This is a genomic window from Ilumatobacter sp., from assembly GCF_049588435.1.
Classification (GTDB): domain Bacteria; phylum Actinomycetota; class Acidimicrobiia; order Acidimicrobiales; family Ilumatobacteraceae; genus Ilumatobacter_A.
On sequence record NZ_JBAVYV010000410.1, the window covers coordinates 1 to 19935 of the forward strand.

The following is a 19935-nucleotide window of genomic DNA, read 5'->3' on the forward strand; positions in this document are numbered from 1 at the left end:
ATGGCATCGGATCCGGGCTTCTTGCGCAACTCGGCAAGCATCGGCTCGGAGATGTCCATCCCCGACACCGACACGCCACGTGCCGTCAGCGGGAGAGCGACACGACCGGTGCCGATTGCGAACTCGACTGCCGTGCCGCTGTCGGCAAGCTCGGCGAGTGCATCGGCAGTTCGGTCGACCTCATCCGCTGAGAACTTGGCTCCAGCGCTCCCGTCGTACCCAGCTGCGATGGCCGGATCGAGGTGCTGATCAGGTGCCGCGAGCTGCTCGGACCGAGATTCGTTGTGAGTCACGTCACCACGGTGGCACACGAGTCAATTGTCGCAACGACGGGTTTCGGCAGAGCGAAGGTGTCGACGTCTGCCGAGTGGACGCGCGGCGAGTGTCATCGCCCCGGCTGCGTTGCGGTCTTTCTGAAAGGCAACTCCCCGGGTCGGGGACGTCACCGTGAGCCAATCCGCCGCCGCCTCGGCGCGGACCGCGTCACCGAGCACCGTGGCGTTGCGGGGTTGGCGAGGTCTCACGGTCATGTGGTGGAACGGTAGGTGGGCAGGTGTGCCGATGCTTCTCGGATCCTGCTCGGTTGTGGCTGCATGAGTCCCGTGCTGCGATGTGAAGGTGATCGTCGGTCGGTGGGAGCGGTTTTCCGTCGATGGTGAACGGGACGCCAGCTGCGATCCATGGGCTTGCCTTGTCCATGACCTGGATGTGGAGGTGTGGTTCGGTTGAGTTGCCCGAGTTGCCACATCGCGCGACGAGATCGCCTTTCGCTACCCGGTCTCCGCTTCTGACGGTGAGCGAGCGGCGCTGCAGGTGGGCCATTGCCACATAGACGTCGCGTTCGCCGTCGCTGCGGATCACGAGGTAGTTGCCGAGGATTCCGATCGGACCGAAGAGTTCGCGCACCATCTCGACGATGAGGTAGAGAATGCCGAGGGGTGAGGTCCGGCTCCAGTGGTCGCGCATCGCGTCGATCGAGCGGACGACGACACCGTCGACGGGGGATCGCAGTTCGGCGCCGAATCCGGGGTAGTCGTCGGGTCGGCGGGCGAGCGGCCACCACCCCGCGGGCGGTCGGTCATCAGAGTCGGGTTCGGCGACGAGGTCGCAGGCGTGGGTTTGTGCCCAGCCGTGGATGCCGTGGCTCGGCACCCTCGTGGAGGGACTGTTCACGGTGAGCCAGCGCCCGTGTACCGGTGAGCTGATGTCGACGCTGCGACCTCGTGGGGTCCCGACGCGGACGTACAGGGCGATCGCGCACATGTACAGCGCCACGGCGCCGGCGTACCACCATCCGCCGGGGCTTGCGATCGCAACGACGACGAATCCGATCACGCTGATCGCGACCAATGGCATCCGAAGGCGGGCCGCCACGAGCGCTGGTTTCGGCAGCGAAGGGTCGCGCCGTGACGCTACGACTTGTCGGTAGTGACGGTGGCGGGAGGCTTCGTCCTCCCGCTCTCGTTGGTGGAGTCTGATGGTGTCGAGATCTGGGGGGATCATGTCGGTCCTTTTGGTGTCATTGCTCCGGCGACGAACGGTCGATATGGATCTCAAGCGCTGGTCACGAGTCGGGGCAGGCGTTGGTCGAGTAGTGGACTGTTTCGAGGTCACACCGAGGTCAGCTCCTCGTCGCGCTCGGCTTCACCAGGTCGCGGTGGCGCCGAGAGTTCGGGTTCGCCGTGTCCTTCGACGTCGATGTCGGGCAGAAGTCGATCGAGCCATCTCGGAATCCACCAGTTGCGGTCGTCGAGAAGCTCCATGGTTGCTGGCACGAGCAGCATGCGCACGATGGTGGCGTCGATCAACACGGCGATCGCGAGGCCGAATCCGAACAGTTTGAGTGAGCGGTCGTCGCCGAGCACAAAGGCACTGAAGACACAGAACATGATCAGCGCGGCGGCGGTGATGACCCGGGCGGTCGCGGCGAGGCCGTCGGCGACGGCGACGGCGTTGACTTTCGTGCGGTCGTATTCCTCCTTGATTCTTGAGAGGAGGAAGACCTCGTAGTCCATCGACAGCCCGAACACGATCGCGAACAGGAACATCGGGATCCAGGCGTCGATCGGGCCGGGTTTGGCGACGCCGATCAGGTCGCTGGCCCATCCCCATTGGAAGATCGCGACGATCACGCCGTACGCGGCGCCGATCGACAACAGGTTCATGACCACGGCCTTGAGGGGGACGAGGATGCTCCGGAACACTGCCATCAACAGCACGAAGCTCAACAGGAGCACGACACCAATGAGCCAGGGCATGCGTCCGCCGAGGAACGACGAGAAGTCGCTTGCGGCGGCGGTGAATCCGCCGACCTGCGCGTCGACCCCGGACGCCGGGATCACGTCGGTGCGCAGGTCGTCCACGAGCGCCGAGGTCTCGGCGTCCTGTGGTGCGCTGTCGGGGTAGACGGTGACGAGCGCGAGTTGATCGGTGATCGGCGTCGCTGCGGTGAATGCAATGTTGTCGGTCTGTTCGAGCGCGTTCACGAAGTTGTCGAGTTCGTTCGGGTCAGCAGCTGCAGTGCCCTCGACGGTCAAGAACAGTGGGCCGTTGCTGCCGGGCCCGAAGCCGTCGGCGATGAGGTCGTACGCACGCCGGACCGTGGTGTCTTCGGGAAAGTTGCCGTAGTCGCCGAAGCCGAGTCGGATCGACGTGAGCGGGATCGCCAGCACGACGAGGACCGCGACCGCGCCGAGTGCGCTCGGCCATGGCCGATGCTGGATGAATCGGCTCCAGCGGTACGCGAGTTGCTCCTGGCGGGGGCGCTGGGCGCGGTGGGGTACGAGCCGTCGGAGCGGTTTGATCGCGAAACTCAGGGCGAACAACCCCGCAGCTGTGAGGAGGCCACCGAAGAAGACCGCATTCTGTCCCGTGATGACGCCGACGAACACGCCGAGTACCAAGAGCGCGACTGAGCCGAGTGCAGCCCAGGTGGTGCGCTCGATCCGGGTGCCGATCAACCCGAGTAGGGCAGGCAGCAGCGTCAATGATCCGAAGATCATCATCAGGACACCGATCGAAGCGGCGACGGCGATGCCCGACACGAACGACAGACCCATCAAGAACAGCCCCATCAGCGAGATGATCACCGTGACACCGGCGAAGAGCACCGCACGGCCACTGGTCTCGACCGCTTGGACCACGGAGTCGCTCACCGACGCCCCGGCGTGCAGGTTTTCGCGGTAGCGGGTGACGATGAACAGGGCGTAGTCGATGCCGACGCCGATTCCGATCATGGCGACCATCGCCGTGGTGAAGTCGGGCATCGCCACGATGTTGCTGCCGAGCGTGACAAGCGCTGACGCGATTCCGAGACCGAACAGAGCAGTCCCGATCGGCAGCCCCATCGCGAGCACCGACCCGAACGCGACGATCAGGATGATCACCGCAGCGATGAGGCCGAAGATCTCACTTTCGGGCATCTCGAACTCGGCGAACAGGTCGCCGCCGTACTCGACGTCGAGACCGTCGACGGATGGCAACGACTCGCCGTACTCGACGATCTCAGTGCCCACATCCTGGAGTTCGGGGAAGGTTCTGCTGTCACGGATGTCGAGCTGCGCGAACGCGATCGTGCCGTCGTCGCTGATCTGCTGCGGATTCTCGTATGGGCTCGTGACGGTGATGTCACCCTGGGATTCGACGAACGCGACGAGCTCCTCGAACCTCGACCGAATCGCGGGCGTGTCGACGCCCTGTTCGCTCTGGACGACGATCTGTGCGGTGAAACCGGCACGATCGGGTGCCGCGGCTTCGAGCGTCTCTTGGACTTCTTTCGACTCGCTGTCAGGAAACGAGAAGTCGGTGCGGTAGTCGGGTCCAACTGCGCCTGACACCGCATTCACGGCGACGAGCAGTGAAAGCCAGATGCCCACGACGATCCAGCGGTGTCGGACGCAGGTCCGCGCGGTTCGACCGAGCAGACCGGTCTGCCGGTTGCCGCTCGCTTCGATGCTGGGAGTGCTTTTCATGATCCGTTCCTCCGGGTTTTGCTGCGGTTCGAACGCTGCGCCGACTGGGCGCTGATGGCGTTCGACAGGGGTGAGACTGCGAAGCTCGAAGAAAACGGTAGAGATCACACGTCTCGGTGGGTTCCCCCGCGCGGCGGAACGTCAGTCCGCCCTCTGGGGGAGCGACGCAGCCCGCCGGATGGATACCGTTGTTCACATGGCGACGAGCAACTCGACGTCGATGCCCGATCGCGTGAGGGCATGGTGGTCCCGGCGACTCCTGGTCGCCGACTCGATCCTGGCCATGTCGCTGCTGGCGTTTCAGCTGTTCTCGCTCACAGTCAACGAACGAACTGCTGTGGCGAGCGGTGAAGCTGTCGCGCCGGCCACGGTGGTCTCGGTCGTGCTCACCGTGTTGATGTGTGCGCCGCTCGCGCTTCGCCGGGTTCGTCCGGCCGTCGCGTTCGTCGCCACGACATGCGCGTTCGCTGCGTTCCGGTGGGTCGACGTCGATGAGTTCACCGGTTCGGGGATCGTGTTGTTCGTGTCGTTCGCGTCGGCGGGAATCCACCTTGTTCCCCCGCTACGGCGCAACCTGCGAGCGGGCGCGTTGGCGGTGATGTTGATCGTCTACATCCACACGCTGGCCATACTCGACCCACCCGACAACCTCGAACACCTCACCACCTTGACGGTCGCTTCAGGGTTGGTGTACAACGTCGCGTTCTTCGCTGCGGCGTGGCTGCTCGGCGACATGATCCAGACCCGGCTCCAGCGCGAACAGGATCTGACCGCCCGAGCGCAGCAGCTCGCTCTCGACCGCCAACAACGGGCGCGGCGAGCTGTCGCGAGCGAACGGCTCCGAATCGCGCGCGACCTGCACGACATCGTCGCCCACCACGTGAGCGCGATGGGCGTTCAAGCGGGTGCGGCCCGTCGAGTCGTCGACCGGGATCGTTCCGCGGCCATCGGCGCCCTCGGCAACATCGAGCGTTCGAGCCGGCATGCGGTCGAGGAACTCGATCGTCTGCTCGGTTTCCTGCGCAGCAACGACGACGTCCGCCTCGACCCGATCACCGCACGACCGAGTCTGCAACGGGTCGGAGAACTCGTCGACGAAGCCGAACGCCTCGGCCTCGACGTCCACACCGAGATCTGCGGCGACACCGCAGCGCTCGCTCCGAGCATCGACGTCGCCGCCTATCGCATTGTGCAAGAAGCGCTCACCAACACCCGTAAACATGCCGAGGCGAGCACCGCCGACGTCACGATTCGTGTTGACGATCGGGCGTTGTGTATCGAGGTCGTCGACGACGGAACCGCCATGCCAGACGACACGAACACCGCTGTTCGTGTCGGCCACGGTCTCATCGGCATGCGCGAACGAGCCGCCTTGCACGGCGGCGAGTTGAGCGCAGGACCTCTCGATGGCGGGGGCTATCGCGTGTGTGCGGACATCCCAGTGATGAGCTCATGACTTCGTCGGAGCGTCGGGTGCGCGTGCTCATCGTGGACGACGAGCAACTCGTCCGCAGCGGCTTTCGGCTGATTCTCGAGGGCGAGTCCGACATCACCGTCGTCGGCGAAGCACAGGACGGACGCGAAGCAATCGACCACGCGACGAGTGCGCGGCCCGACGTCGTGTTGATGGACGTCCAGATGCCGAACCTCGACGGCATCGAGGCAACCCGCCAGATCACCGCCGGTGACGCCGCGCCTGCCGTGCTGGTGGTGACCACGTTCGATCGCGACGATTACCTGTTCGAGGCGCTGCGGGCAGGGGCAGCTGGATTCATCCTTAAGAACGCACCGCCCGAAGAATTGATCGATGCCGTCCATCGGCTCGCTGCGGGCGACGGACTGATCTCCCCGTCGGTGACGCGGCGCGTCGTCGCCGAGTTCGCACGGACTCGGCGGGTCCGACCGGCTGCTGACGAACTCGAAGTCTTCAGCGAGCGCGAACTCGAGGTGCTCCGACAGATCGCCGCCGGACGAAGTAACGCCGAGATCGCCGAACAACTGATCCTCGGCGAGGCCACGATCAAGACCCACGTGTCCAACATCCTCACCAAGCTGAACCTACGCGACCGAGTGCAAGCAGTCGTGTGGGCATACGAACACGGCATCGTCACGCCCTCGGGGTGAGTCGCACTTGCGGGCGCGGTGTGATCGGGCGCCACGGCGGGTATTGGTGGAGGTATGCCGATCGGCTACCTGATCACGGCGGTGTTGTGGGCGGCGTTGGCGCTCGTCGCTATGTCTCCACCGATGCCGTCGTCGACGCGCCCGTGGAGTTGGTCGTTCATTCTCACGATGACGGTCATCGAGTTGCCGTTCTTCGCGATGTACGTGTTGATCTGGTCGACGGCGAGCACCGCCTTGAGCCGCGATCTGTCCAACCCGGTCGGGTTCGCTGCACTGGTCGCCGCGGCCATCGGGATGGGTGCACTGGTCGTGATCGCACGGCGTGGGCTGGCTTCGAGAACTCATCTCGCCGCCGCGCTCGACACCAGCTTGTCGGCAGGCGACGCGTTGCCGAGGCGGCACCCGTGGTGGCGGGTCCTCGTTGCCCCGCTGTCCTTCCACGGCCGCCAGGTACGACGCGAAGCAAACATCGCGTACGGCGATGCCGGTCGCCGCAATCTGCTCGACGTGTACCACCAGCGCACCAACCAGGGCGGGCCGGTGCTGGTCTACTTCCACGGCGGGGGGTTCCGATCGGGGCACAAGAACCGGGAAGGCAAACCGCTCCTGCACCGCCTCGCTCGACACGGCTGGGTGTGCATCAGCGCCAACTACCGCCTCGCCCCCAAGGCCCGGTTCCCCGACTACCTCATCGACGCCAAGCAGGCAATCGCGTGGGCCCGCCGCAACGCCGACCGCTACGGCGGCGACCCGACGAGGATCTACGTCGCCGGCAGCTCGGCCGGCGGACACCTCGCCGTCACCGCCGCGCTCACCCCCAACGACCCCAGCTTCCAGCCGGACTTCGGCGACGTAGATACCGCGGTCGCAGGGGCGATCAGCCTGTACGGCTTCTACGGATCCCCCGACTCCCAACCCGGTGTCGCCTCGACGCCGCACGCCTACATCAACGCCGACGCACCCCCAACGTTCATCGCCCACGGCGACAACGACACCTGCGTCCTCGTCGACGACGCCCGCGCCTTCGCCCACGAACTCGACGCGGTGTCCACGAACCCGGTCGTGTACGCCGAACTGCCGGGAGCCCAGCACGGTTTCGACGTTTTCCGCTCCGCCCGATTCGAAGCCGTCGTCGACGCAATCGAGATCTTCACTGACCGCACCGGATGTGGACGACCCACTTGACTTCCCAGGCTGGAACCATGGCAACGGATCTCACAAATACGACGGTCTGGCCGATCCTGCACTACCGAGACATCGACGCCGCGCTGGCGTGCCTGGTGGGCGTCTTCGGCTTTCACGAAGCCCTCTTGGCACGCGACGACAGCAACCAGGTTGTGCACGCCGAGCTGTCCTGGCCGACGGGCGGCACGGTCCTGGTCGGTTCGACCCGCCACACCGGCGGGGTCCACGGCCACTTGCAGCCTGGCACCAGCGCAATGTATGTCCCGACCAGCGACGTGGACGCCATCCATCAGCGCGCGGTCGCAGCAGGATTGTCGGTCATCCAGCATCCACACACGACCCGGTTCGGAAACGGTGCCGATGCCCATGCGTTCAGCGTGCGCGACACCGAAGGGTACGCCTGGACGTTCGGCGACTACGCGGGAGCATGACACGGGCAAAGAAATCCACGATCGTTGGTGACGTCGACACCCGCCATGACTCCCGGCCGTCTACCAAATACCGGGGACCAGTCGCTTGCGGGTGCGTTCGAAGTCGCGGTACTTCACGCCCATCCGCGCTTCGAGAACCTTCTCCTCGGCGTGGATGCGGACGACCTGCGCTGCACTGCAGCCGATGGCCATGATCGCGAAGCTCGCCCAGTTCCACAGCGTCACCCCAAGCCCGAGCAGCGACCACAGCAACCCCGCATAGCTCGGATGACGGACGAACCGGTACGGGCCGGTGGTGACAAGCCGGTCGGGAGCAGCAACGCTGCGAGTGAAGTCCGAGCCGAGTGTCCGTGCCGCCCAGTGTCGACCGGCGAGGCCGACGGCCACCACGCCGGTACCCACGAACAGACCGAACCACGCCGCACCGGAAAGGTCGGCGCTGGGGAGCCAGATGGCCGTCACGGCTGCGCCCGTCATCGACGCAACGGTCACGGCGTCGGCACGTTGGGACACGCGTGTCGCCGCCACGTCGATCCGGTCGCGAGACTCGGTCTGGGAGTACCCGGTTCCGACGACCAGAACGGCCCACGTCAACCACACCGCGACGGTCAGCGACACCGTCATCGAGACCCGACTTCCGCGCACATCGACGTAGTCAACTCGGCCCGGTCACATTTCCTGAAGGGCCCAAGGATTGCCGTCAGGGTCGCTGAAGAACGCGAACCGTGAGCCGGGCGCGCCGACCGGACCGAGTTGTTGAACGTCGGTGATGTCGACACCGCGCTGCGCCAAGCCATTGCGTACGGCGTTTATGTCGGACACGACGAGTTGCGGGACAGCTGTAGAGGGCGGCTCGCCGAGAGGCATACCGTGTCCGATGACGACCGAGCACACTGACCCGGGTGGCGTCATCTGCACGACGCGCATCCCCTCGGCCGGGGTGATGTCGTGATCGAGGTCGAAGCCGACCTGGTCGACGTAGAACTTCTTGGCGGTGTCCACGTCCGAGACGGGGACTCCGACGACGGCGAGTCTCATGTCCATGAGCGTGCATCCTTTCGTTGGATTCCTAGTGCGCCCGTCACAGGTACGGCCACATGTCGATCACCGTACGACGACCCGCTTGTTGTGGCATCCACCATCTGGCGGAAGCTCTCTCCGTCATTTGGAGGAACGACGGGCGACAACTGCACCCGGTACTCGTGTCATGGGCGAGGCGATCCCCCCGCTCTCTCCGGCAACTCGATCGCTGTCCCCTGGCCCGGCTTGAGGCCGAGAACGCTCCGGTGCACGTGCCGATTTGGCGCACGGGGTGGGCTTTGAGTTCCGCTGATGTTCTGCGCTGTTCGGTCAGGTGCAGACTGACCGATGTGGACGCTCGCAGCGAGATGATTGCCAAGTGGGTCGCCGTTGGTGTCGGCATGACCAATTCTGCGGTGACCGCGTACTGGCTCGTCGGAGGTTCCGCACTGCTCTCGACGGTCGGGGGCGAGATCGAAAGGTGGGGCCGCCAGCGAACTCCCGGCGTTCTCGGCGTGCTTGCGATCGTGTTGATGGTGAAGCTGACGATCGCCGCAGTTCCCGTGATCATCACCTTGCTTCCCGGGGCGCGTGTCCAGCGTGTCGGTCGCGTCGCCGGTTGGGTCGCCGCCATTGTCTTGATGCTGTATGGCGGGTTGCTCACTGTGGTGGGTCTACTGATTCAGGCCGGCGTGGTAGAGGCGTCTGCCGATGCCGACGAGAGGGCGCTGGCCTGGCATGCATATCTTTGGGATCCGTGGTTCCTAACTTGGGGGCTTGCTCTTGGCGCTTGGCTCCGGCTCTCGATCCCTCTCGTCGGCCGGCAGGCTTCGATTCGACCAAGCGCACCTTCGTGAGCAGAACGGTCTCGCTCAGGAGAGCACTCGCATCGGTGCCGAACTCGGACGGGGTGTCCTCGGGTGTTGTGGTGTCAATATCGATGAGCGGGTCGTCGCCCGGAAAAGCGCAGGGTTGTAATGCGTTGTCTTCAACGGCATATCAGCCGCGGTTTTCGGCGTGCTGGGCGGCGCCATGAGTACATCGATCGACGTGCGGGCTCGGTCCACGTGATGCCCCACCGGCACCATGAAATCGGCCTGCTACTGGGCGTGGACCGCGAGAACCTCCGCGGGACTGAGTACGAGCCATCCGGATCCCGGAAGGGTCGGAAGCCATCGAGAACGGCATGACGGGTTGCCTCGCGTTCATCGGTGGGCAGCCGTTCGATGATCACGGCCAGCGGGCCGTTCAGATCGACGATCGCGTTTCAGGCATCTTCGTCGTCGGCGTAGTGGAACACAAAGTCGACATGGTCGATCATCAGCGTGGAGAACCCGGCACTCGTGGCGAGCGGACGCACCCGCTTCGGGTCCCCCAGCGAGAAGACCCCCGGAGCTCCGGGCTGGGGTGGCGTGAGATGCCCGCGCTGCGCCAACACCGCTGCCGGAACTGCCCACCAGGGGTTCTGTTCCGGTGTCGTGAACGCTGTCAAGGGCAGCGACCCTCCCGGCCGAAGCACCCGTCGTGCCTCACGCAACGCCGCGGCAGGGTCTGCAAGCAGCATGTAGACCGAACGGCTCACCACTGCATCGACGCTTCCATCGTCGAGATCCATGGCTTCGGCATTGAGCTGTCGGTACTCGACGTTGCTCAAGCCCTGTGTCGTTCCGAGTCGTTGTGCGACCTCCACCATCTCGGAGGAGAAGTCGGTCGAGATCACCCGGCCTTGGGGTCCGACGAGCGATGCGATCTGATGACCGAGATCTCCCGGTCCGGCCCCGACCTCGAGGACCACCTGCCCCGATGCTGGAGTCGTCTGTTCGATAATCCAGTCGTTGAGGTGACCCATGTTCCGCTGGAGGAACGCGTGGCGAGCTTCGCAACCAGCAGCCATCGAATCCCAGGTCCGAAGACTCTGCTTGCGAAACGCATCCGCATCCGTGACCCGACCCCCGGCGATCACCTTCGGACTCCAGCGTACGCCCGGAGGTCAAGACCGCCGATCCAGCTGCGCCCCGTCGCTGGCGCGAGGCGCGGCGTGGAGACCCCAGATCGCCGATCCGTGGAGCGCACGCCTACGGCCGCGAATCGAGGACGAGGCGGCCCTCGGTACCTGCCGCAGTGCAGTCTTCGGAGCTCACGTCGCCGAGAAGCCGCCGCTCCCGGGCTCGGGATCCGGCAGCACGGCCTGATTCCGGTGACCGGCATCGCGGCCAGCTACCTCGCCGCACATTCCCGAGCAGGCAGCCAAGCGCTCACGTGCCTGATTGACTGCCGGGGTTTAGGCATCGGGGAATATGCGTGCTCGCACGGGGCATGCGATCGGCATTCCTGATCGTCGTCGAGTCGACAAACCGATGGCCTCCACTGGAAGTCCGGCTTGGTACCTTGGCGAGCGTGATGATGTTCACGGTCTCCCTGCAGTACTGAGCTTCCAGCCCAGTTCACCTACCGAGTGGCTTGCGCGCAGTACCTGCGTGTCGCTCGGTCCTTTCGCAGGAGACACCACACCATGACCGATCAGATCTCACAGGGCGCGGATGCGCCCGACTCACTCATCGAGCGTTTCGTTGCCGACGGTTACGTCCGCATCGACGGCGCCTTCCCACGCTCGATCGCTGACGACTGCCGCACGATGCTCTGGCAGGCATCGGGGTGCTCGCCAGAGGACCCGGGTACATGGACCCATCCCGTGGTCCGCCTACCCGGCAGTGCCGAGCCTCCGTTTCGAGCCGCTGCAGCTTCACCGTCGCTCACCGCCGCATACGACACACTCGTCGGCCCAGGAGCGTGGCATCCGATGGCGGGCCTCGGCACGTTCCCGATCCGTTTCCCGTCGGATCAGGATCCGGGCGACGACGGTTGGCACATCGATGCGGGCTTCGGCTGGGAGACCGAGCCCGACTTCATGCAATGGCGTGTCAACGCCGCCTCGCGCGGTCGAGCGCTTCTCGCGCTCTTCTTGTTCTCCGATGTCGGCGACCACGACGCCCCCACCCGGATCCGCATCGGGTCGCACACGACGATTGCACAATTCCTCACGCCGTTCGGTGAACCGGGAGCCACCATCGCCGAACTCGCCGCCGACGGGTTTGCCGAGACAGCACATCACACGGAGGCGTTCGCGACCGGCAACGCAGGCACCGTCTACCTGTGCCACCCGTTCCTCGTTCACGCCGCACAGCGCCACCGAGGAACAACACCGAAGTTCATGGCACAACCGCCACTCATCCCGACGTTTCCGGCCGGGCCCCCGACCGACTCGATCGTCATGCGCTCTGTGGCAAACGGGCCGGGTTGAAGCGCAGAGCCGCACGCATCGCGCGCTTGAGTTGCTGCAACTCGGCGAGCGTCGCTCTCACCGCAGCGCGGAGCATGAGGGACCCGACGCCAAGCAGAAAATTTGACCGAGCGCGCACGATCTGGAGTGGGCCCGCCCGATCAAAGGTGCCTGATTGAGTCGGGGGTGCGTTGCGGCGGTTGTCGTAGCGTCGATGGTGCCGGTCGGTTGACTCTCTAAGTGCCTGCCGCCTTCCGGGTTGGCTTTGTATCGAACTGCCAGCCGGCCGGTGTCCATCGGCTGGGGTGTGGCTCGAAAGAGGCGCGATCAGATCGACTCGAATCAGGAGTGCCCACCTCGGTCCCCATCACCGAGAGAAAGGCATTTCTGCCATGTCCATCACCATCGGGATCGACCCTCACAAGGCGTCCCACACCGCAGTCGCCGTCGACGACTTCGAAACCGTCATCGACGAGATCTGTATCCGTTCCTGCCCGACCCAAGCCGTGCTGTTGCGCGACTGGGCCGACGGTTTCCGCGACGATCGAACGTGGGCGGTCGAGTCCGCCCAAGGGCTCGGCTACCTGCTCGCTCAGCAACTCATCGCAGCCGGCGAAACCGTTGTCGATGTGCCGGCGGTGCGTGCGTCGCGGGTGCGCACATTGAGCACCGGACGGTCTCAGAAGAACGACCCCAACGACGCCCGATCGGTCGCAATCGCAGCACTCCGCGCGAACGATCTGGCTGCAGTGTTGCCCGACGATCACACGCGCATCTTGCGGTTGTTGGGCAAGCGGCACCGTGATCTCGGGCGTCAGAAGAACCTCGAGTGCAACCGGCTTCATGCCCTGTTGTTGGAGATGTTCCCTGGCGGCGCGGACTTCAAGATGTCATCGATGACCAGGGTTGACGTACTCCTCGACCGGTTCATCGCGACCGATTCAATGGGACGCCAACGTCTCGACCTCGCCGGTCGGCGCAGATGAAGACGTCGAAACGGCGCATCACTGCTGCGGTGAAGGCGTCAGGAACATCGTTGACCGACATCGTCGGCTTGGGGCCGATCACCGCAGCGTTGATCATCGGCCACACCGGCAACATCGACCGGTTCGCCAGCCGACACCACTACGCCAGCCACAACGCGACCGCTCCGATCGAGGCGTCGTCGGGCGACAAGGTTCGACACCGGTTGAACCCTCGCGGCAACCGACAGCTGAACTGGGCAATCCAAGTGATCGCGATCAGCCAACTCCGCCACGACACCATCGGCCGCCGCTACTACGACCGCAAGATCGAGCAAGGCAAGACCTCCAAAGAAGCACTGCGCGCGTTGAAGCGTCGCATCTCCGACACCGTCTACCGGCACCTCGTCAACGACGCCCAACAACTCCGTAGCTGACGCGTTCAAGTGGGCCCGGGAGGACACCCAGGAACGACTCTGTCTCTAGCGTGACCGGCCTCGCGTCCTGAACAGCCGGCTCTTCGGACAAGTCACTTCCCGGACCCGACCACGACCCTACGACCGGCCCCAGCCGCCAGGCAAGGGGCCTCGACCAACGCGCCCAGACACCGACGAAGACCCCCTTGACAACCAAAGAGGCTTCGATACAGCGCAGTCTGACGCCTGATTGTGCTTGCGCTATATGGAGTGGGGTGCAAACCCGGATCGTGCAAGTTCAAGCTGTCAGCTCTGAGCGGATGTGGTGAGAAATTCTTCGACCGTTGGCTGGGAGCCGGCTATTGATGGGCAGACCCGATTCTCCTCGATGCAGGTCGGGGTCTCCCCAACCGTGCTGCGCGACGCGCGGTCGGTTCGTTTGGTAAGCGCTGGACGCGTTGGCCATCATCCCCGGTTCGTCCAGTCCGGATTTCAGTGCTCATGCAAGCGCGGCGAGGAGCGCTTCGTTGTAGAGGTGCGTGTGTGCGTGGTACATGCCGTGGCCTGCGCCATCGATCTCGACGAGTCGTGCGCCAGGGACGATGTCGGCTGTGGGTCGTCCGGTGGCGTCGATGGGCGCTGAGGTGTCGAGTGTTCCGTGGATCACGGTGGTGGGAACGTTCAGTCGGGCGAGGTCGGCTCGCAGGTCGGCGCGTGTGAGGGTCCGGTGCGTTTCGAGGACGATGGGGAGCGGTGTGTCCATGAGCATCCGAACGGTCTGGTCGAGCAGCGGGGCAGAGATCGTCGTGTCGCCGAAGTAGCTGTCGGTGTTGTCGTGGACCCATGCCCCGAAGTCGTCGAGCCAGCCGGAACGGATTGTTTCGAAGTCGGCCTCGGGAATGCCGAGGGGAAAGTCGTCGCGTTGAAGAACGCACGGGGTCATCGGTGCGCTGAGCACGGCGCATCGGACGCGGTGCTCGCCGTGGAGTGCGAGGTACCTGACGACTTCTTGTGCGCCGGCGGAGTGCCCGACGAGTGCGAGATCGTCGAGGCCGAAATGATCGATGACAGTCGCGAGGTCGTTCGCGAGGGTGTCGAGGTCGTAGCCGGTCGTGGCCAGACCGGAGCGTCCGTGCCCGCGCCGGTCCGAAACGATGCAGGAATGTCCGGCGTCAACGAGTGCGGGGATCTGGTGGTCCCACATCTGGCCGGACAGCGCCCAGGCGTGTACGAGGAGGACGGGCTTGCCGTGGCCCCAGCGCGTGACGTGGAGATCGACTCCGTCATCGGTGCGAACGGGTGTCGTTGTCGTGTCCGTCATTGGTCGATCGTGGGGATCGGGCCGAAGAATCCGACGACGCTGGCGAGCTTGCCGTCGGATCCGAAGCGGACGAAATCGTTGCCGATGACCGCCACGGTCCCGTCGGGCCCGGCGAGCGACCATTCGTAACGGGCTGCCCCGTGATGTTCGTCGACGGCGCTCGTGCGCATGAATGTGTGGCCGGGGAACTGGGACTGCACGGCGGCGAACATGGCGGACAAGCCGTCGTGGCCGGCGGCGTCGAGTGGCGGGTCGGCGAGTGTTGCGTCGGGGGTGAACGACTCCGAGATGAGTTGGAGTCTTCGGTCGGCGTCGGTCTCGCCGTAGGCGTCGAGGTAGCGGTCGATGGTCGAGGTGGGGTCCATGTCTGGTTCCTTGGTGTCGGGCCGACCGGAGGGTCCGGCGGGTCGTGGATCACTCTGACGGCTCGGTCGGCGGCACTGCTACTACCTCTTGGGTAGTGCGTGGTGCGGGAGTGCGTGACTACCTGGCAGGTAGTGGACCCGGTCCCGACGGACGGGCATCGTGAAAGACATGGACAAAGACGACCAGGACAAGGCAAAGAGCTATGCGGTGGGGATCCTCACCGACGTGGTGATGAGCGCTGAGCTCGTGGGCTACGTGGAGCTGATCGATTCGACACTCGAGCCGTTCGGTGGTTCGTTCCTCGTGCACGGCGACGAACCGGTTGTGCACGAAGGAACATCGCCTGGCTCGGTCGTCATCATCGAGTTCCCGAACGCAACGGGTGCCGTCGACTGGTACCGGTCCGAGAACTATCAGACGCTGATCCCACTGCGCGCCGACAACTCGACCAGCACCATCTTCACCCTCGTCGGCGTCTCCCCAGGTCACCGGGCAACGGACATCCTGTCGCGGTGACCGTCACGGTCGGGTTCTGTTGCGTGACCGCAGACGATCCTTTACCTCACGGGTAGTAGCGGCGCGTATGGATCGTTCGTACTGTCGTCGTATGACCCAGACCGCCGTCGGAACACTTGTACGCGACTGGCGCCACCGACGATCACGCAGCCAACTCGACGTCGCCTACGACATCGGTGTCTCCCCGAAACACCTCAGCTTCGTGGAGACCGGCCGTTCGAGGCCGAGCCCGGAGCTGATCGACGCCATCGGGATCCATCTCGACATTCCGCTGCGCGAGCGCAACACACTGCTGCTCGCAGCCGGCTTCGCTCCCCGATATCAGAACACGTCGCTCGACGATCCGGAAATGGCCGGCATCGTCGACTCGCTTCGACGCCTGCTCGACGCGCACGAGCCGTATCCCGGCGTCGTACTCGACCGACACTGGAACGTCGTGCTCTCCAATCGGGCCGCCCTGCAGCTCGTGTCGTTGCTTCCTCCACATCTGGCGGGCCCGCCGATGAACGTGTTCCGTGCGAGTCTGCACCCCGACGGCCTCGCCCGCCACACCCTCGGATTCGACGAGTGGGCCACGTACCTCCTGACCCAACTCCACCGGCAGGTCACGCTGACCACCGACCCCAACCTGATCCGGATCGAGGACGAAGTGACGAGCTACCCGAACATCATCGAGTTGCGCGAGCGGATCGGCTGGTCTACGAGCTTCGCGACGCCGGATCTCCTCGTCCCGTTCCGACTCGACCTCGCCGGTGTCGAACTGTCCATGTTCACCACGCTCACAACGTTCGGAACGCCTCGCGACATCACACTCGACGAGCTCGCGATCGAACTGTTCTTCCCGAACGACACGGCGACAACCGAACACTTCCGCACCTTCGCCACGACCATGGAACCCACATGACCGACACCGATCCGACCGCCTTCATACGGACCGCGATGCCGCTGTGCGCCACGCTCGGCGTCACCGCCCGCACGCTGACCGCCGAACGTGTCGAGCTGAACATGGTGTGGACCGAAGCACTGTGTACGAGCAACCGCATCCTCCACGGCGGAGCGCTCATGGCACTCGCCGACTCCGCAGGCGCAGCAGTCGCATACCTGAACCTCCCCGACCGGACCACCCGCACGTCGACGATCGAGTCGAAGACGAACTTCCTCGGAGCGGTCACCGAAGGCACCGTGACCGCCACCGCCATCCCACTCCATGTGGGAACCACGACGATCGTCGTCGAGACCGAGATCCGCCACCGCGACCGACTCGTCGCCAAGGTCACCCAGACCCAAAACGTTCTCAATCGAAACACCTGAACCAGGCCCACACGCGACCGAGATCCAATCTGGGTTCATCATCAGGTGGACCCGGCCCCATCGAGCACCCGCGCTCGGCCACCGGGCAATGGAGGACTCTGCCACGGACCCCGGGTCTCACGATCACCCGACTTCTACCTCCCCACCCTCCGATGCACAGGGCATGTCGCCGCGGCTACCATCACTACAGAGCGAAGAATCAGCACCACGATCGGTGTCGACGAAGGTCGGCGGGCGGCGATGGCGCCACCCGATATCGAGTGCCGGGCCGATTGCGTGGCCGTGATCCGTCGGCTCTGACCCCGTTGTCGAGGTGTGCTTATGCGCTATCCGAAGGGAGAGCAGGGGAGGTCGTCGAGTGTGATGGTTCGGTTGATGCCGACTCGCTCGATGAGAGGCTGGTCGTGGGTAGCGACGATGAGCGCACCGCGGTAGGCGTTGAGGGCCTCGACGAGGGTGTCGACCGACGCGAAGTCGAGGTTGTTGGTGGGTTCGTCAAGGAGGAGGAGTTGCGGTGAAGGCTCGGTGAGGAGGATGGCGCTGAGCGCGGCTCTGAATCGTTCGCCTCCGGACAGCGTTCGGACGGACTGGTGCGGGAGTTCGCCGGTGAATGACAGGTGGGCGAGTGCGGATCTGATGTGCTGAGGGTTCGTGGTCGGCGCTCGTCGCTGCACGTTGTCGAGGACGCTGAGCTGTTCGTCGAGGTGTTCGTGTCGCTGGGTGAGGTAACCGATGGGCACGCGCACGGTGCAGGTTCCGGCGACGGGTTCGATGTCGCCGGCAATGGTGCGGAGCAGAGTGGTCTTTCCGGCTCCGTTGGCGCCGGTCAGGGCGATGCGCTCGGGTCCGTGGATCGATGCGGTGATGGGTGTGCCGTTGGCGAGAGTGAGGTCGTCGAGGACCAGGACGACCTTGTTGGTGGCAACGGTCGTGTCGGGCAGTTCGATCTGAATCCGATCAACGGTGGAAGCGAGGTCGGCTGCGGTGTCGCGGCGTTGGCGTGCGTAGTCGAGGTCGTCTTGGTGGCGGTATCGGAGACGGGCGCTGGTCACCTGTGAGCGTCGTTTGAGTTCGTTCATGATGACCTTCGGTCGGCGCTTCTGCTCGGTCATCTTCTTGCCGAATCGTTCCCGTCGATCGACCTTGATGAGTGCTTCTTGGAACTCTCGTTGTTGGCGGCGCACGTCGCGTTCGGCGTCTTTGACACGCTGGTCGGCGATGTCTCGTTCGTGTTCTCGCACGGCCTCGTACTGTTCGAGGTTGCCGGCCAGTACCCGGATCTGGTGCCGGTCGATCTCGGTGACATGGTCGACGTGTTCGAGCAGGCCACGATCGTGGGAGACGACGATCGTGGGGCCACTGAACGTTCGGAGGAGGTCGAGGACGGTGGTGCGGTGTCGGGTGTCGAGGTTGTTGGTGGGTTCGTCGAGGATCAAGACGTCGGGTGACTCGAACAGCAGCCCAGCGAGTCCGACGAGCATCACTTCGCCGCCCGACAACGTTCCGAGCGGGCGGTCCACGTCGACGCCTGGGAGATCGAGGCGGTCGAGCATTGACACGGCTCGGTTCTCGACGAGCCAGTCGTCGTCGGCGATGCTGGCAACGTCCGCGTCGGGGTCGCCGGCTTCGACCGCTCTGATCTGGTCGACGAGGTGGCGGATGCCGATGGCGTCGGCGACGGTCGCGGACGGTTCGAACACCAGGTCTTGAGGGAGGTAGCCGACTCGGCCGGTCACGGTGACGTGGCCGGCTGTGGGTTGGAGGTCGCCGACGATGAGACGTAGCAGCGTGGTCTTGCCGATCCCGTTGTCGCCGACGAGTCCTGTCACCCCGTCGGAAAAGACGGCATCGACGTGGTCGAAGATGACCCGCCCAGACGGCCAGTGGAACGAAAGATCAGTGATGCGAACGGACACGAACAGCTCCTTTCTCTGGCAACTCGGCGGCGCGGATCGGCTGCTCAGGTCGAGCGTTCGTCGACGTTTGGTCGGTGAGGGTGGTGTTGTTCGGCGATGCGCGCAAGCTGGTCGGGTGTTCCTGCCATCAACGTGGTGGCGTGTTCGGTGATGGCATCGATGGGCCAGTCCCACCAGCGGCTCGCCAGCAGACTGGCGATCTGGTCGTCGTCGAAACGTCGACGGATCTTCTTTGCCGGGTTCCCGGCCACGATCGCGTACGGCTCGACGTCTCGTGACACGACACTGTTCGCGCCGATCACCGCTCCCGTGCCGATCGTGACACCGGGCAGCACGGTGGCGTTGCGGCCGATCCACACGTCGTTGCCGACGACGGTGTCGCCGGGCTGCTCGATCGACATGAACGTGTCGAGCGTGTTGTCGGTCCAGTCGCCTCCGAACATGGTGAACGGGAACGTCGAGGGTCCGACCATCGGGTGGTTGCCGGCGGGCATCAGGAACTCTGTGCCGGGACCGATCGCGCAGAACCGGCCAATCACCAGTCGCTGAGGTCCGTAGAGGTATTTGACGTTTGTCGTCTCGAACAGGTCGCCCCGGCCCTCGTCGTCGTAGTACGTGAAGTCGCCGACGTCGATCAGGTTCGAGGTGATCTGGTAAGCGAGGAACACGACGTTCGTCAGATCGGGGCGGGTTGTGGGATGGAGTTCGGTCGGGTCAGGAGCGGCCATTGCTGGTTCCTTTCGACGGGCGGAGGCTGGTGGTGGCGGTCGGCGCCGTTGCGGCGTGGGCTGCGAATCGTGCGTAGTGGTCGGCGTCGTCGACGGTGAGGGTGTGACCGAGGAGCAATCGGTGGTGATAGAGCGGGCCAGTCGAAGCAACCAGGAGCGCGTGTGCATCGACGTCGTCGGGTGCCTCGCCGCGTGCAATGGCTCGATCGATCACCACCTCCGAGCGCAGGTACCGGTCGTCCCAGAACCGACGCAAGGCCGCGGCTGCGTCGGGATCGCGAAACGCTGCGGCGATCACCGCGACGACGAGTGACGAGTCATCGGACAGGGTCGACTGGATCGAACGGTTGAGTTCGATCAGATCGCCTTCGAGTCCACCGGTGTCGGG

At 64.8% G+C, this 19935-nt stretch carries 21 protein-coding genes and 1 pseudogene; 11 read left to right on the forward strand and 11 right to left on the reverse strand.

Annotation, left to right across the window (positions count from 1 at the left end; translation table 11 throughout):
- The 3 genes and pseudogenes from WBV89_RS15790 to WBV89_RS15800 form a co-directional block, all read right to left on the reverse strand.
- Nucleotides 1-293 (reverse strand): annotated as a pseudogene (locus tag WBV89_RS15790) (SAM-dependent methyltransferase); the annotation flags it as partial.
- Between the two features lie 190 nt (nt 294-483).
- Entirely contained in the window at nt 484-1374 is an 891-nt protein-coding gene (locus tag WBV89_RS15795; RefSeq protein WP_423982304.1) for a M23 family metallopeptidase, read from the reverse strand.
- Nucleotides 1375-1610: 236 nt separating this feature from the next.
- Nucleotides 1611-3971 (reverse strand): MMPL family transporter, encoded by a 2361-nt coding sequence (locus WBV89_RS15800; RefSeq protein ID WP_423982305.1) that lies wholly within the window; start codon nt 3969-3971, stop codon nt 1611-1613.
- A gap of 196 nt (nt 3972-4167) precedes the next feature.
- On the opposite strand from WBV89_RS15800, the gene WBV89_RS15805 reads away from it, so the two are divergent.
- Genes WBV89_RS15805 through WBV89_RS15820 form a run of 4 tightly spaced genes read left to right on the forward strand, consistent with a single transcriptional unit; the run spans nt 4168 to nt 7711 of the window.
- The gene (locus WBV89_RS15805) at nt 4168-5427 is read left to right on the forward strand and encodes a sensor histidine kinase (protein WP_423982306.1); all 1260 of its coding nucleotides are present in this window, start codon (nt 4168-4170) and stop codon (nt 5425-5427) included.
- The gene (locus WBV89_RS15810) at nt 5424-6095 is read left to right on the forward strand and encodes a response regulator (RefSeq protein WP_423982307.1); all 672 of its coding nucleotides are present in this window, start codon (nt 5424-5426) and stop codon (nt 6093-6095) included. The genes WBV89_RS15805 and WBV89_RS15810 overlap by 4 nt, the downstream gene beginning before the upstream one ends.
- 54 nt (nt 6096-6149) lie before the next feature.
- Entirely contained in the window at nt 6150-7280 is a 1131-nt protein-coding gene (locus WBV89_RS15815; RefSeq protein WP_423982308.1) for an alpha/beta hydrolase, read from the forward strand.
- A 17-nt stretch (nt 7281-7297) separates the two neighbouring features.
- Nucleotides 7298-7711 carry a VOC family protein gene (locus WBV89_RS15820; protein ID WP_423982309.1) on the forward strand — a complete coding sequence of 138 codons (414 nt, stop codon included), beginning with the start codon at nt 7298-7300 and terminating at the stop codon, nt 7709-7711.
- 60 nt (nt 7712-7771) lie between these two features.
- Here the strand turns inward: WBV89_RS15820 and WBV89_RS15825 are convergent, their stop codons facing one another.
- Together WBV89_RS15825 and WBV89_RS15830 are read right to left on the reverse strand one after the other, a co-directional pair.
- A complete protein-coding gene (locus WBV89_RS15825; RefSeq protein WP_423982310.1) occupies nt 7772-8335 on the reverse strand; it encodes a methyltransferase family protein in 564 nt (187 codons plus the stop codon).
- A 45-nt stretch (nt 8336-8380) separates the two neighbouring features.
- Nucleotides 8381-8755, reverse strand: a complete 375-nt coding sequence (locus WBV89_RS15830) for a VOC family protein (RefSeq protein ID WP_423982311.1) — start codon at nt 8753-8755, stop codon at nt 8381-8383.
- 344 nt (nt 8756-9099) lie between these two features.
- On the opposite strand from WBV89_RS15830, the gene WBV89_RS15835 reads away from it, so the two are divergent.
- Nucleotides 9100-9588 (forward strand): DUF3995 domain-containing protein, encoded by a 489-nt coding sequence (locus WBV89_RS15835; protein ID WP_423982312.1) that lies wholly within the window; start codon nt 9100-9102, stop codon nt 9586-9588.
- A 410-nt stretch (nt 9589-9998) separates the two neighbouring features.
- On the opposite strand, the gene WBV89_RS15840 is transcribed toward WBV89_RS15835, so the two are convergent.
- Nucleotides 9999-10625 carry a class I SAM-dependent methyltransferase gene (locus WBV89_RS15840; RefSeq protein ID WP_423982313.1) on the reverse strand — a complete coding sequence of 209 codons (627 nt, stop codon included), beginning with the start codon at nt 10623-10625 and terminating at the stop codon, nt 9999-10001.
- A gap of 618 nt (nt 10626-11243) precedes the next feature.
- Between WBV89_RS15840 and WBV89_RS15845 the strand changes: the two genes are divergently transcribed.
- The 3 genes from WBV89_RS15845 (at nt 11244) to WBV89_RS15855 (ending at nt 13410) form a co-directional block, all read left to right on the forward strand.
- A complete protein-coding gene (locus WBV89_RS15845; RefSeq protein ID WP_423982314.1) occupies nt 11244-12032 on the forward strand; it encodes a phytanoyl-CoA dioxygenase in 789 nt (262 codons plus the stop codon).
- Nucleotides 12033-12403: 371 nt separating this feature from the next.
- A complete protein-coding gene (locus WBV89_RS15850; RefSeq protein WP_423982315.1) occupies nt 12404-12997 on the forward strand; it encodes an IS110 family transposase in 594 nt (197 codons plus the stop codon).
- Nucleotides 12994-13410: a transposase gene (locus tag WBV89_RS15855; RefSeq protein WP_423982316.1), complete on the forward strand. Its 417-nt coding sequence runs from the start codon at nt 12994-12996 to the stop codon at nt 13408-13410. The genes WBV89_RS15850 and WBV89_RS15855 overlap by 4 nt, the downstream gene beginning before the upstream one ends.
- Before the next feature lie 478 nt (nt 13411-13888).
- On the opposite strand, the gene WBV89_RS15860 is transcribed toward WBV89_RS15855, so the two are convergent.
- A complete protein-coding gene (locus tag WBV89_RS15860; protein ID WP_423982317.1) occupies nt 13889-14710 on the reverse strand; it encodes an alpha/beta fold hydrolase in 822 nt (273 codons plus the stop codon).
- Complete coding sequence (locus WBV89_RS15865) at nt 14707-15075, reverse strand: nuclear transport factor 2 family protein (RefSeq protein WP_423982318.1); 369 nt, start codon at nt 15073-15075, stop codon at nt 14707-14709. Before WBV89_RS15865 ends, WBV89_RS15860 begins: the two co-directional genes overlap by 4 nt.
- A gap of 169 nt (nt 15076-15244) precedes the next feature.
- Between WBV89_RS15865 and WBV89_RS15870 the strand changes: the two genes are divergently transcribed.
- The 3 genes from WBV89_RS15870 (at nt 15245) to WBV89_RS15880 (ending at nt 16903) form a co-directional block, all read left to right on the forward strand.
- Nucleotides 15245-15592, forward strand: coding sequence for a DUF1330 domain-containing protein (locus WBV89_RS15870; RefSeq protein ID WP_423982319.1), 348 nt, complete (start codon nt 15245-15247; stop codon nt 15590-15592).
- Nucleotides 15593-15683: 91 nt separating this feature from the next.
- Entirely contained in the window at nt 15684-16496 is an 813-nt protein-coding gene (locus WBV89_RS15875; protein WP_423982320.1) for a helix-turn-helix domain-containing protein, read from the forward strand.
- Entirely contained in the window at nt 16493-16903 is a 411-nt protein-coding gene (locus WBV89_RS15880) for a PaaI family thioesterase (RefSeq protein WP_423982321.1), read from the forward strand. Before WBV89_RS15875 ends, WBV89_RS15880 begins: the two co-directional genes overlap by 4 nt.
- Nucleotides 16904-17229: 326 nt before the next feature.
- Here the strand turns inward: WBV89_RS15880 and WBV89_RS15885 are convergent, their stop codons facing one another.
- The 3 genes from WBV89_RS15885 to WBV89_RS15895 all read right to left on the reverse strand — a co-directional run.
- Complete coding sequence (locus WBV89_RS15885) at nt 17230-18819, reverse strand: ABC-F family ATP-binding cassette domain-containing protein (RefSeq protein WP_423982322.1); 1590 nt, start codon at nt 18817-18819, stop codon at nt 17230-17232.
- A 44-nt stretch (nt 18820-18863) separates the two neighbouring features.
- The gene (locus WBV89_RS15890) at nt 18864-19547 is read right to left on the reverse strand and encodes a CatB-related O-acetyltransferase (RefSeq protein WP_423982323.1); all 684 of its coding nucleotides are present in this window, start codon (nt 19545-19547) and stop codon (nt 18864-18866) included.
- Nucleotides 19534-19935 (reverse strand): TetR-like C-terminal domain-containing protein (locus tag WBV89_RS15895; protein ID WP_423982324.1); only part of this gene is annotated, 402 nt, incomplete at its 5' end. The genes WBV89_RS15895 and WBV89_RS15890, both read right to left, overlap by 14 nt.